This is a genomic window from Corallococcus sp. CA049B (genome assembly GCF_003611685.1).
GTDB classification, from domain to species: domain Bacteria; phylum Myxococcota; class Myxococcia; order Myxococcales; family Myxococcaceae; genus Corallococcus; species Corallococcus coralloides.
In genome coordinates this window covers 1-13,344 of record NZ_RAWC01000093.1, presented here as the reverse complement: position 1 = coordinate 13,344, position 13,344 = coordinate 1, and the positions used below count along the sequence as shown (strand labels likewise).

Sequence of the window (13,344 nt, the reverse complement as noted above, 5' to 3'; positions counted from 1 at the left end):
GCGCCACTCCGGCGCGCGGCGGAGGCCGGCACCGAAGCGCGAAGTGCCCCCCGCCTGGAGCGAGCCGGTGGAGTCCCTTCTCGCCCGGCTGGGGAGCACCCTCCAGGGACTGGCCGGACAGGAGGCCGGGGCGCGGCTCGAGTCCCTGGGCCCCAATGCGCTGGAGTCCCGGCGCCGCCGGCCGCTCCCGCTGGAGCTGCTGCTGCGGCTGGGCAACCCGCTGGTGCTGGTGCTGCTGGTGGCGAGCGGCATCTCGGCCGTCGTCCATGACCTGACCAGCTCCGCCATCATCGCCGTCATCGTGTTGATCAGCGTGACGCTGGACTTCGTCCAGGAGCACCGCGCCAGCAACGCGGCGGAGCGCCTGCGCGGCGCCGTGGCCCTGCGCGCCCGGGTGCTGCGCGACGGCGTGGAGCAGGAGCGGCCCGCCACGGAGCTCGTCCCCGGAGACCTGGTCCTGCTGGCCACCGGCAGCCGCGTCCCCGCGGACGCGCGCCTCATCGAGTCGCACGCGCTGTCCGTGAACGAGTCGCTGCTCACCGGCGAGCCCTACCCTGTGGAGAAGGCGCCGGGCCTCGCGCCCGCGGACGCGCCGCTCGCGGAGGTGGGCAACACCGTCTTCGCCGGGACGTCGGTGCTGGGAGGGACGGCCCGCGCGCTCGTGTTCGCCACCGGCCGCGACACCGAGGTCGGCGGCATCAGCCGGGGGCTGGACGCGCCCGTCGCCTCCACCGCCTTCGAGCGGGACACGCGCCGCTTCTCCGTGATGCTGATGCGGCTCACGGTCCTGATGGTGCTGTTCGTGCTCCTGGTGAACCTGACCCTGGAGCGCCCGCTGCTGGAGTCCTTCCTCTTCGCCATGGCGCTGGCGGTGGGCCTCACGCCGGAGCTGCTCCCCATGGTGGTGTCGGTGACGCTCGCCCGGGGCGCCCTGCGGCTCGCGGACCAGGAGGTCATCGTCAAGCGGCTGAGCGCGGTGCACGACCTGGGCTGCATGGACGTGCTGTGCACCGACAAGACGGGCACGCTCACGGAGGCGAACATCCGGCTGGCGCGCACCGAGGACGCCGCCGCCCAGCGCAGCGAGCGCACCCTGGCGTGGGCCTGCCTCAACAGCCACTTCGCCACCGGCCTGCGCAGCCCCATGGACGAGGCCATCCTGGCCCGGGGCGTGGAGTGCACGCAGGGCTGGCGCAAGCAGGATGAGCTGCCCTTCGACTTCGAGCGCCGCCGCGTGTCCGTGCTGCTGGAGAAGGACGGCCGCCGCGTCCTGGTGGTGAAGGGCGCGCCGGAGGCCCTGCTGTCCCGCTGCGAAGCGTGCGAAGTCCCGGAGGGGCCGCCGCGAGCCCTGGACGTGGCCGCACGGGAGGAGCTGCAAGCCCGCGCCGACGCCCTGGGCGAGCAGGGCTTCCGGGTGCTGGGGCTCGCCTGGCGTGACGTCCCGTCCCAGGATGGGCGGCTGTCACCGGAGGACGAGACGGGCCTCGTCTTCGCGGGCTTCGCCGCCTTCCTGGACCCGCCCAAGCAGAGCGCCCGGCCCGCGCTGGCGGCGCTGCGCGAGGCGGGCATCGCGGTGAAGGTGGTGACGGGCGACAACGCGCGGGTGGCGGTGCACGTCTGCCAGGAGCTGGGGCTGGAGGTGCGGGGCGTGCTCACCGGCGCGGAGGTGGCGCTGCTGGACGACCCGGGCCTGCGCGCGCGGGCGGAGGACACCACCGTCTTCGCGCGCGTGTCCCCTTCGCAGAAGAGCCGCATCCTGCGCGCGCTGAGGCAGCGCGGCCACGTGGTTGGCTACCTGGGGGACGGCATCAACGACGCGCCGTCGCTGCACGAGGCGGACGTGGGCATCTCCGTCGCGGGCGCGGTGGACGTCGCGCGCGAGGCCGCGGCGCTGCTGCTGCTGCGCCAGGAGCTGGGCGTCCTGCACGAGGGCGTCCTGGAGGGGCGGCGCACCTTCGGCAACGTCATGAAGTACATCCGCATGGGGACCAGCTCCAACTTCGGCAACATGCTGAGCATGGCCCTGGCGTCGCTGGTGCTGCCGTTCCTGCCCATGCTGCCCATCCAGATCCTCCTCAACAACATGCTGTACGACGTGTCGGAGCTGGCCATCCCGCTGGACACGGTGGACCCGGCGCAGCTCTCGCGGCCCACGCGCTGGGACATGCGCTTCGTGCGCCTCTACATGGCGGTGTTCGGCGCGCTCAGCTCGCTCTTCGACGCGGCCACCTTCACGGTGCTGCTGCACGGCTTCAAGGCCGGGGCGCCGCTCTTCCAGACGGGCTGGTTCATGGAGTCGCTGACCACGCAGGTGCTGGTCATCTTCATCATCCGCACCCGGGGTGGCGCGGCGCGCAGTCCCCCCGCGCGCCTCCTGGTGCTGTCGTCGCTGGGCGTGGTGGCGGTGGCCTGCGTGCTGCCCTTCACTCCGCTGGGGCACTACTTCGGCTTCGTGCCGCCGCCGCCCGCCATCCTCGCGTCGCTGGGCGCGCTGGTGGCGCTGTACCTGGGCTGCGCGGTGGTGCTCAACCGCTGGTTCTTCCGCCGCTTCGACACCGCCTGAGGATGCAATCGCCCCGCCAACGGGACGTAGGGAGGCTCATGCGTGGGAGACCCCGAATGACCTGGAGCCCGTTGCGCCTGCTGGCCGTGGCGCTGTTGTTCATCCCCGTCGCCGCCAGTGCCGCGACGCGACAGCAGGAGCTGGACAAGCTGTTGACGCAGTACCACCAGATGCGCCAGTTCAACGGGTCGGTGCTCGTCGCCAACGAGAAGGGCATCATCCTGAAGAAGGCCTACGGCCAGGCCAACTTCGAATGGAACGTGCCCAACACGCCGGACACGAAGTTCCGCATCGCGTCCGTGACCAAGCAGTTCACCGCCATGGTCATCCTCCAGCTGGTGTCGGAGGGGAAGCTGAAGCTCGACGACACGCTGGTGTCGGCCCTGCCGGACTACCGCGAGGACACGGGCTCGCGCGTCACCCTCACGCACCTGCTCAACCACACGTCCGGCATCCCCAGCTACACGAGTGCGCCGGACTTCTTCGCCAAGGTGTCTCGCAATCCCTACGCCGTCGCGGACTTCGTGAAGCAGTTCGCCAGCGGGGACCTGGAGTTCGAGCCCGGCTCGAAGTTCTCCTACAACAACTCCGGCTACTACCTGCTGGGCGCCATCATCGAGCGCATCACCGGCAAGACGTACGCGCAGGCGGTGCAGGAGCGCATCTTCACGCCGCTGGGCATGAAGGACTCCGGCTACGACGTCTACGCCACGGTGCTGCCCAAGCGGGCCAGCGGCCACCAGCTCACGCCGGGCGGCTACGTCCACGCCGCCTACCTGGACATGTCCCTGCCATATGCCGCCGGGTCGCTGTACTCGACGGTGGAGGACCTCTACCGCTGGGACCGCGCGCTCTACGAGAACAAGCTGCTGCCGGAGGCCCTCAAGCAGAAGATGTTCACGCCCGGCCTGGAGAACTACGGCTTCGGCCTGACCATGGACCCGCTGCCGCTGAACGACGGCAAGACGGTGCTCGCCACCATCGGCCACAGCGGCGGCATCAACGGGTTCAGCTCGCGCATCTACCGCGTGCCGGTGGGCAGGGAGGTGGTCATCCTCTTGGACAACACGTCGCGCGGCGACAAGCTCAAGCAGCTGTCCGCGGGCCTCTTCAGCGTGCTCCACGGCATCCCGCCCAAGGCGCCCCGGCTGGGCATCCGGGAGATGCTGAACACGACGGTCGACAGTGAGCCCGTCGCGAAGACCGTCGCGCGCTACCGCGAGCTGAAGGCCACGAAGCCGGACGCGTATGACTTCTCCGATGATCAGCTCAACAGCCTGGGCTACCAGTTGCTCCGGACGGGCCGCGCGGCGGACTCCATTGAAATCTTCAAGCTCAACGTGGAGATGTTCCCCCAGGTGGGCAATGGCTACGACAGCCTGGGGGAGGCGTACCTCGCGGTCGGCGACAAGGAGCAGGCGCGCGTGAACTACCGCAAGGCCGTGGAGCTGGACCCGAAGAACTCCAACGCGGCGGGCGCGCTCCAGAAGTTGGGTGCGCAGCAGTCAGGGCCGCCCGCGACGAAGGCCGTGCCATAGGCGCGCCGGATGTGAGCGAATGCGGTCCGCGCCCCGGGCGTTGAGTCCGGGGGGCGGTTCCACGTGGTGCTCACGAGAGGTGCCTGCATGAAGCTCTATTTCAATCCGCGCAGCCGGGCGGTCATTGCGAAGTGGATGCTCGATGAGGCGGGGGTCGAGTACGAAATCGTGCCCATCGACCTGGAGAAGCGGGAGCATAAGTCGCCCGAGTTCCTCCAGGTGAACCCCGCCGGAAAGCTGCCCGCGCTGGTGGACGGAGAGGCGCGCGTGTTCGAGAACGCGGCCCTCTGTCTCTACGTCGCGGACAGGTATCCGCAGGCGAAGCTGGCGCCCAGGGTGGACGCGCCCGAGCGCGGCCGGTACCTGTCGCTGATGGTGTACTCGACGTCGCAGCTGGAGCCGTCCATGGGCGACCACATGGCCAAGACCCCCACGCTGCCGCAGCGCGGGTGGACGGAGTACGCGCAGACGCTGGACGCCATGGAGCGCGAGCTGGGGGACGGGCCCTATCTCTTCGGCGACTGGTTCACCGCCGCGGACGTGATGATCGGCTCCATGTTCATCTACCAGCGCATGATGGGCGGGTCGACGGACCGGCCGAAGCTGGAGGCCTACGTGGACCGGCTGCAGGCCCGGCCCAAGGGCTTGAAGCTGCGCTGAGCGCTCCGAGCTTCAGGGCGCGGTGAAGCCCCGCGTCAGCCAGTCGATGAAGACGCGCACGCGCGGGGACAGCTGCCGGTTGCGTGGGTACATCAGGGACACGGGCGTGGGCGTCGGCGGGTGCTGGGGCAGCACGGGCACCAGCGTGCCTCGCCCGAAGTCCTCCTCCAGGCGGTAGCGCGGCGCCTGGATGAGCCCCAGCCCCAGCCGCGCGGCGGCGACGAAGGTCTCCGCGCCGTTCACGGACATCGTGGTGGGCAGCACGACGTGGCGCACCTCGCCGCCCACCGTGAACTCCAGCGGAATCAGGCTCCCTGTCAGCGACGAGCGGAAGCCCACCATGCGGTGCCCGTGCTGGAGCGCCTCGATGCTCTCCGGCACGCCGTGCCGCGCCAGGTAGGCCGGGGACGCGCACGTCACCTCCTCCAGCAGCGCCACCCGGCGGGCCACCATGTCGCTGTCCTTGGGCTCCCCCGCGCGCAGCACGCAGTCCACGCCCTCGCGCACCAGGTCCACCAGCCGGTCGCCTTCGCTCATGTAGAGCTCGATGCCCGGGTAACGCTCCAGGAACTCCGGCAGCCGCGGCAGCACCACCCTGCGCGCCAGCGTCCCCTGCACGTCCACGCGCACCAGCCCCTTCGGCTGTCCCCCCACGAACGCCGCGTCCGCTTCCTCCAGGTCCGCCAGCAGTGACACGCAGCGCTGGTAGTACGCCTCGCCGTCCAGCGTGGGGCTCACGTGCCGCGTGGTGCGCTGGAGCAGGCGCACGCCCAGCCGCTCCTCCAACTGCTTCACCGCGTCCGTCACCGACGAGCGCGGCAGGCCCAGGTCCTTCGCGGCCTGCGTGAAGCTCCGGCGCTCCACGATGCGCGTGAAGGCCTTCATGGCGTCAAACCGGTCCATTGTCCGCCCTGTCGAACAGTGATGCCGGAACAAAGCCGATTATCCGTAGCGCGGAAAGGTCCATCGTGTCCTCACCTGACGCCGACAACGGCGCTCCCAGAGGAGAAGACCCCATGACGACCCAGACCCAGCAGAAGAAGACGGCCCTCGTGACGGGCGGCTCGCGCGGCATCGGCGCCGCGGTGGCGGAGCGGCTCGCGCGTGACGGCTTCAACGTCATCGTCAACTACGCGGGCAGCCGGGACGCGGCGGAGGCCCTGGTGCGCAAGCTTGAAGCGGCGGGGGGCCGGGCCCTGAGCATCCAGGCGGATGTCGCCGACCCCACGGCCTTCCCTCGGATGTTCGACGCGGCGACAGAAGCGTTCGGCGGCGTGGACGTGCTGGTGAACAACGCCGGCATCGGCAAGTTCATCCGCTTCGCGGACTTCGACGACGCGCTGTTCGACCAGCACGTGGCGGTCAACATCAAGGGCACGTTCAACGGCCTGCGTGAAGCCGCGCGCCGCCTGCGCGACGGGGGGCGTGTCATCAACTTCTCCACCAGCGTCATTGGCCTGCGCATGGAGAACTACGGCGTCTACTCGGCCACCAAGGCCGCCGTGGAGACGATGAGCGCCGTCCTGTCCAAGGAGCTGCGCGGCCGGAACATCACCGTCAACTGCGTGGCGCCCGGCCCCACCGCCACCGAGCTCTTCTTCGACGGCAAGTCCCCGGAGCTGGTGGAGCGCATGGCGAAGCTGAACCCGCTGGAGCGGCTGGGCACCCCGGAGGACATCGCCGCGTCCGTCGCGTTCCTCGTGGGGCCGGAGGGCGGGTGGATCAACGGGCAGGTCCTCCGCGCCAACGGCGGCATGGTGTGACGCGAGCGCGAGAAATCGCGCGGCGGGGGTGAGGGGAAAAAAGGGGCATTTCCGTTGGGTGGGGGCAGGCGCGAAACCGGAAGGGCCATCGCGGCCGCCGGGCGCCACAGCACGGGAGCAACCCCATGTCACCGTCCCCACGCCTCCGTTCCATGGCCCGGCTCACCGCCGTGGCCTTCACCACCCTGGGCTTCGGCGCGTCCGCGCAGACGTATGCCTTTCCCGGCAACAGCGCGGACCTGCCCGAGGGCAGCCACTGGTGGATCTCCAGCGACCACGGCGGCACGCACAACCGCGACCTGAGCGCCGTGCGCTTCGACGACGATGAGAAGCGCTTCACCCGCGTGAAGATTCCCTTCGCGGACTACGCGGCCGACCCGAAGAACTCCGACTGGGTCATCTACGGGCTGCCCGTCACCGCCATCGCGGATGGCGAGGTGCTCACCTGCTGGCGCAACGCCCCGGAGGGCCTCAAGCCGATGGTGTACGGCAATGACGACGTGCCCCACCCGGGCCGCACCTCCAACCCGCTGCGCATCCCGCGCTCGGGCAACCACGTGAACGTCCGCACGGACGACGGGAAGATCATCCTCTACGCGCACCTGCAGCCCGGGAGCGTCCCGGAGGCGCTCTGTCCCTTCAACGACACCTACGTGGCGGACGCGGAGGACCGCGTGGGGGACCTGCCCCGGGAGGTGATCGTCCCCGCGGCGCAGCGGGTGCGCGTGAAGCGCGGACAGTTCCTGGGCCGCGTGGGCAGCTCCGGCGCCTCGTCGAATCCCCACCTGCACGTGCACCTGCAGCCCATGACGAGCGAGACGACGGTGGGCACGTCCCTGCCGCTGCCCTACTCGCATGCGTGGCGGAAGAGCGGGAATGCGGACCACAACTCGTCCATTGGCTTCGCCCCGATGCAGAACGAGGCGCTGGACCTGTTCCCCTCCGCCATCCACCCGGATCCGCTGCTGCGCCGGGGCGACATCACCGGGGACCCGGCGCTGGAGGTGGCCATGGCGGCCTCGGGCAGCATGGTGGTGACGGCCACGCGGGACGTGACGGGGCGGCTGGCGATGAACTCGTGGCAGCTGGCGCCGGATGGCGAGTTCACGAAGCTGTATGACGCCTCCGCGGGCGCGGCGACCTCCATCGCCATGGCCCACCCGCACAGCAGCAGCACGCGCGACGTGGTGACGGCGCTGCGGGACGGGAGCGGGAGCCTCAAGCTCATCGCCTGGCGGGTCGCCTCGAACGGCTCCTTCGAGCGCAAGGGCGAGGCCGGCGGCGACGCGAACGCGACGGAGGTCAACCTGGTCGCCCTCCCGGAGGGGCTGGGCGTGGCGAGCGCCTTCCGCGACTCCACGGGGCACCTGAAGGTCAGCACCTGGGAGACGTCCGCGACGCTGGACACGGTGACCCGCAGGAGCAACGGCTTCGGCGAGGAGGCGACGAAGGTGGCGCTGACGCCCATCCTCAACGGCCGCGTGGACGGGGACGTGGACCGCTTCACCGGCGTCGTCACCGCGGTGCGCACGCCCTCGGGCAACCTGAGCCTGACGGCGTGGGAAATCACCCCGCAGAAGACGCTCATCCAGCGGGGCACCCACCTGGCGGGCGCGGTGACGGACGTGTCCATCAGCACCGTCACCATTGGCAACAGCGTGCGCGACATGGTGGTGGCCAGCGTGCGCCTCACCAACGGCGTGCTGCGCAACATCTCCTTCGACGTCTCCGCTGCCGGACAGTTCGTGCGCCGGGACCATGAGGACGGTGAGGCCATCCTGGAGGTGGGCTCGGCGCGCGTGGGGGCCCAGCACCTGGTGACCCCGGTGCGTGACACCACGGGCAACCTGCGCGTCTACACCTGGGACGTGGACCTGGAGGGCAAGGTGCACCGCTCCGGCAAGGAGCGCGCGGGCGCCATCGTGTCCGGCCTGGCCGCCACCCCCACCACCGTGGGCACCCGCTTCGTCATCACCGCCGTGCGCCTGACGACGGGCACGGGCGGCGGGGACCTGCGGCTGATTGCCTGGGAAGCGAACCTCCGGTAGCGCGAGTGTCGTCCCCAGAGCCCGCGGGCTCTGGGGAATTTTCACGGATTGCCCGGCTTCTCCTGGCCGCCGATGATGCGTTCGAACGACGCTCGGCGCCCTTTTCGCGAGGAGAGGCATCTTGGAGTTGCGGCACGGCCCATGGGCGGGAGCATCCGCGGACGCCGGGTTGGAGACGCTGCGGCGTGACCTGGGCCGGGCGCTCGCGAGCGTCTGTCCCGCGTCGCTCGCGGACCGGCGGGAGGATCTGTTGCAGGTCGCGATGATGAAGGTGGTGGAGCTGCGCGGGCGCACCCGGGGCCAGGCGGAGCTGACCCCCGCGTACCTGTACCGGGTGGCGTACACGACGCTCGTCGACGAGCTTCGCCGGATGGGGGCGCGCAAGGAGGTGGCGTTGGAGGAGGTGGAGCAGGGGCCCGCCCAGCCGGTGGCGCCAGGCGACCCGGAGCGCGCGGCGGGGGCCGCGCAGATTGCCCGGGCCGTGCGTGACTGTCTTCAGGGGCTGGTGCAGGACCGCCGCCTCGCCGTGACGCTGCACCTGCAAGGGCACACCGTGCCGGAGGCCGCGGAGTTGCTGGGGTGGGAGGCCAAGCGGACGGAGAACCTCATCTACCGGGGGCTGAGCGCGCTGCGTGCCTGTCTCTCCCTGAAGGGAATCCAGCCGTGAGCGACCGCCGTCCCGAGGATGACACGCTGGAGGCCGCGGGCGTGGAGCGGCTGCGCACGGCGCTGCGCGAGGATGACGCGGCGGGGGAGCCGGTGGACGCGGACCTCGTCTGGCGCGCGGTGAGGCAGGAGTTGCCGGTGGAGGAGCGCCGGGCGGTCATCGAGCGCGTCGCGGCGGATCCCGCGTGGGCGCAGGCCTGGCGGTTGGCGAAGGCGATGTCGCAGGCAGCGGCGGAGGCGGAGCGGGGGGCTCCGGCGGAGGGGAAGGCGGAGGTGCCCGCGACAGCCTTGGAGCCTTCCGCGAAGGTGGTGTCCCTGACCGCCCGGCGCTTCTGGCAGGGGCGGCAGGCGATGGCCGCGATGGCGGCGACGGTGGTGGTCCTGGTGGGCGCGGTCGTGGTGGTGCGGCAGCAGCAGGCGCAGGTGGATCCGACGCGCATTCGCGGTGGCGCGGCGGAGGACATCACCTCCGGCGTGCCGGAGGCCACGGCGCTGCCCCGCGAGCAGTTCGTGCTCCGCTGGAGCGGAGTGCCCCAGGCGGTGTCCTGGAGCGTGCAGGTGTCGTCGGAGGATTTGAAGGTGTTCCATCGCGCGGAGCGGCTGGGGTCGCGCGAGTACACGGTGCCGCCGGACGTGCTCGCGGAGCTGCCCTCCGGAGCGCGCGTCCTGTGGCAGGTGGAGGCGCGGCTTCCGGATGGAAGCGTCCAGCGCGGCAGTACGTTCGTGAACCGGTTGCGGTGAGTGCCGCACCACTTGGGCCAGGCCGGCGGCTCAATGACAAACAGAGGGGGATGCAATGAAAGCAATCAATGTTGGTAGGGGATGGGTGCGCGCGCTGTCGATGATGGCGCTGCTGTGGGGGGTCGTGGTCGCTGCGCAGGCCGCGGCCCCGCTGTACACGGTGGTCGTGACCACGCAGCCGCTGACGGGCGCCACGCGTGACACGGTGGTGGCCTCCGTGGTGGAGGCGGGCACCCTGCGGGCGCCGACGATGGTGCCCGTGACCCTACGCATCCTGGATGCACACGACGTCGTGCTCGCGACCGTCACGGGGACCGTGAGCTCGGGCTCCCCGCTGCGGGTGAGCGCCCGGGCTCCCTCCTCGGGCGGGGTCCGCGCGCAGCTCGTCCTGCCGGCGGGCGCGGAGAAGATGGCCGCGGGTGTCCTGGTCCTCGAGCGGGCGGGGCTTGATGTGGAGCCACCTCCCCAAAGCACCTCCTGCGAGATTACCCTCTACACCTACGACCCGACGACGGGCATGCCGGAGCCTGTCACGGCCATGGGCGGATGCGTGGCGGAGACCCTCTGAGGTGACCGGAAGGCGGCGACAGCGCATGGGACGACTGGGCGGCTTCACCCTGGTGGTGGGGCTGGCCCTGTGCGTCCCCGAGCGGGCCGCCGCCTCCGCTGAGCCCTCCGGACTCGCCAGGTGCGAGGAGTCCTTCAACGCCCACCCGGAGGACTCCGACGCGGCGATGTGCTTCTACCGGAGCGCCCAGGGGCTCGCGGGGCGCGACGAGGCCCGGCGCAGGCTCCAGGGCCTCATCGCGCGGCACCCGGACCGCCCGTGGCTCACGCTGGTGCTCGGCCACGTGGAGCTGCTGTCCGAGCCCGTGCTGGCGGAGGCGTCGTACCGCCGCGCGGCGCTCGCCTTCCGCGACCTGGGGGACGCGGAGGGCGAGGTGATGGCCGGCATCAACCTGCGCAGCGTGCTGGGGATGCGCGGCCAGACGGAGGAGGCGCACCAGTGGGTCCTGCGGGTGGGCGAGGTGGCCCGGGCCTCCGGGGACCCCCGGCTGGAGGTGCGCGCGCTCATCCTGGAGGCGGCCGAACTCTCCGACCTGGGACAGGACCTGGGACGCGCCTACCGCCTGCTCAAGCGCGCGGAGGTGCTCACCTTCCCGGACGGCACGGACGGCATGAAGAAGCAGCTGCTCAGCCCGCTGGCCACGGTGAGCTTGAACCTGGGCCGCTTCGACGAGGCGCAGGACCTGTATGCACGGCTCGCGGAGCTGGCGGAGCGCACGAAGGACGCGGGCACGGAGGCGCGCGTCCGCTTCGCGCTCGCGAACCTCGCCTGGCGGCGGCGGGAGGAGCATCCCGAACCCGGAGGCCGGCCGGAGCTGATGCGGCTCGCGAGGGAGGCGCTCGCGGCGTCCCAACGCGCGGGCAGCAAGGCCTTCGAGACGATGGCGCTGCGCCTGGTGGCGGAGCTGCTGGGGGACGAGCCTGAAGAGCGGAGTGAAGCGGAGGCCGCCCTGGGCCGCTGTATCGACATCGCCCGGGAGAAGGACCTGCCCGAGCGGCGCATCTCCTGTCTGTGGACGCGCGCCGAACGCCGGGCCGCGGTGGATGCGGCCGCCGCGTGGCGCGACGTGGACGAGGCCCTGGCGCTGGCCGCCGAGCACGACAACCCGCTCTACCTCGCCTCCGCCTGGCGGGCACGGGCAACGGTGGCCTTCCGCACGCGGCCACTGCCGGAGGCCCTGGACGAGGCGGAGCGCGCGCTCGACGCGGTGGAGGTGCTGCGTCAGTGGCAGCGGGACGCCACCAGCCAGGCCGAGCTCTTCTCCGGCTGGGCCAGCGACTACCACCGGCTCGCGGGCCGCACGCTGGAGGCCGGAGAAACCTCCGCCGTGCCCCCCCGCGAGGCCCTGGAGCGCGCCTTCGCGGTGAGTGAGCGCCTGCGGGCGAGGACGTTGTTCGAGACCCTGGTGGCCTCCCGCGCGCTTCCGATGCAAGCGGAGGCACCGGAGCAACGCAAGGCGCGGGACGGCGTGCTGCGCAACCTGTCCGCCACCCAGAGGCGGCTGCTGGAACCATCGCTGTCCGCGTCCGAGCGCGCACGGCTGTTGGGGGAACTCCAGGAACTGGAGCGCCGGGAGCGCGAGCTGCGACCCGAAACCCGGCGCATGGGGATTCCATCCGCGTCGCTTGCCGCGACCGAGCCACGCCGGGAGCAGGAACAGCAGGAGCACGAGCAGCGTCTGTCGTTCGCATCGCTCGCCGCGACCGAGCAGCGCCTGGGCGAAGAGGAGGCCCTGCTCGTCTTCCTCGTGGGCACGGACCACGACCTTCAGGGAGCGCGCGCGGGATGTGCCTGGGTGCTGGCGGTGACGCGCGAGGGCACGCACGCGTATCGCATCCCCGAACGCGCACGGCTGCGTCCCTCGGTGGCGCTCCTGTCGGGCCTCATCGAGCGCCGCGATGGTTCGGAGGCAGCAACCGCCGCGGCGCTGTACGCGCAGCTGCTTGCCCCCGCCTTGCGTGAGTTGCCACCCAAGGTGTCGCGCCTGCTGCTCGTGCCGGACGGTCCGCTGCACGACCTGCCGTTCGCAGCGCTGCGGGAGCACGCGGACGGCCCACCGCTGATGGCCCGGTACGAACTGGCGCGGGTGCCCTCCGCGAGCCTGCTCCACCACTGGCGCGCGCAGCCCGCCCGGCCTCCCGAGGGCGAGGCCCTGGTCCTGGCGGATCCCGACCGGGGCGGCACCCTCCAGGGCACGTCGGTGGCCGCCGCGAGGGGCGGCATGTTCCTGGAGACCGCGAGCCTGGGCGCGCTTCCGGAGGCGCGGCGCGAGGGGCGCACCGTGAGCGAGGCCCTGGAGGGCACGGCCGTGAAGCCCCGGTTGCTCATGGGCACGGAAGCGTCCGAGCAGGCCCTCAAGGCCTCCCGCTGGGACGCGATGCGCATCCTCCACGTGGCCGCGCACGCGGTCGTGGACGTCGAGTCCCCGGAGCGCTCCGCCCTGGTGCTGGCCCCGGGCGCGGCGGGGGAGGACGGCCTGCTCCAGCCCCGGGAGATCGCGGAGCTGCGGCTGCGGGACGCGCTGGTGGTGCTCTCCAGCTGCCGGGGCGCCTCTGGCGCGATGCTCGCGGGCGAAGGCGTGCTGAGCCTCGCGCGGGCCTTCTTCGAGTCGGGAGCGCGGGCCGTGGTGGCCAGCCTGTGGCCCATGCGCGACGCCGAGGCCGCGGAGCTCCTGGAGCGCTACTACCGGCACCTGGCGGAGGGACGGAGCGCGGCGTCGGCGCTGCGCGAGGCCCAGCGCGAGGCCTGGGAGGACGGCGAGCCCGCGGCCATGTGGGCCGGGCTGGGGGTGATGGGG

10 protein-coding genes are annotated in these 13,344 nt (G+C 71.7%); 9 read left to right on the top strand and 1 reads right to left on the bottom strand.

The window, feature by feature from the left end; all coding sequences use genetic code 11:
* Window positions 1–67: 67 nt before the first annotated feature.
* From mgtA to D7W82_RS20830, 3 genes are all read left to right on the top strand, one after another.
* Window positions 68–2,563, top strand: coding sequence for a magnesium-translocating P-type ATPase (gene mgtA / locus D7W82_RS20840; protein WP_233587839.1), 2,496 nt, complete (start codon window positions 68–70; stop codon window positions 2,561–2,563).
* A 56-nt stretch (window positions 2,564–2,619) separates the two neighbouring features.
* A complete protein-coding gene (locus tag D7W82_RS20835) occupies window positions 2,620–4,101 on the top strand; it encodes a serine hydrolase (protein WP_120620024.1) in 1,482 nt (493 codons plus the stop codon).
* Between the two features lie 87 nt (window positions 4,102–4,188).
* On the top strand, window positions 4,189–4,761 hold the full coding sequence (locus D7W82_RS20830; RefSeq protein ID WP_120620023.1) for a glutathione S-transferase family protein: 573 nt from the start codon (window positions 4,189–4,191) through the stop codon (window positions 4,759–4,761).
* Window positions 4,762–4,773: 12 nt separating this feature from the next.
* On the opposite strand, the gene D7W82_RS20825 is transcribed toward D7W82_RS20830, so the two are convergent.
* Window positions 4,774–5,646 (bottom strand): LysR family transcriptional regulator, encoded by an 873-nt coding sequence (locus D7W82_RS20825; protein WP_233587838.1) that lies wholly within the window; start codon window positions 5,644–5,646, stop codon window positions 4,774–4,776.
* 131 nt (window positions 5,647–5,777) lie between these two features.
* Here D7W82_RS20825 and D7W82_RS20820 point away from each other — a divergent pair, with 131 nt between their 5' ends.
* The 6 genes from D7W82_RS20820 to D7W82_RS20795 all read left to right on the top strand — a co-directional run.
* Window positions 5,778–6,524: an SDR family oxidoreductase gene (locus D7W82_RS20820; RefSeq protein ID WP_120620022.1), complete on the top strand. Its 747-nt coding sequence runs from the start codon at window positions 5,778–5,780 to the stop codon at window positions 6,522–6,524.
* A 125-nt stretch (window positions 6,525–6,649) separates the two neighbouring features.
* On the top strand, window positions 6,650–8,572 hold the full coding sequence (locus D7W82_RS20815) for a M23 family metallopeptidase (RefSeq protein WP_120620021.1): 1,923 nt from the start codon (window positions 6,650–6,652) through the stop codon (window positions 8,570–8,572).
* A 121-nt stretch (window positions 8,573–8,693) separates the two neighbouring features.
* On the top strand, window positions 8,694–9,239 hold the full coding sequence (locus tag D7W82_RS20810) for an RNA polymerase sigma factor (protein WP_120620020.1): 546 nt from the start codon (window positions 8,694–8,696) through the stop codon (window positions 9,237–9,239).
* Entirely contained in the window at window positions 9,236–9,979 is a 744-nt protein-coding gene (locus tag D7W82_RS20805; RefSeq protein WP_120620019.1) for a hypothetical protein, read from the top strand. Before D7W82_RS20810 ends, D7W82_RS20805 begins: the two co-directional genes overlap by 4 nt.
* 55 nt (window positions 9,980–10,034) lie before the next feature.
* Window positions 10,035–10,547, top strand: a complete 513-nt coding sequence (locus D7W82_RS20800) for a hypothetical protein (RefSeq protein WP_233587837.1) — start codon at window positions 10,035–10,037, stop codon at window positions 10,545–10,547.
* 25 nt (window positions 10,548–10,572) lie between these two features.
* Window positions 10,573–13,344, top strand: a 2,772-nt coding sequence (locus D7W82_RS20795; protein WP_147439432.1) for a CHAT domain-containing protein, incomplete at its 3' end; no start/stop codon positions are given.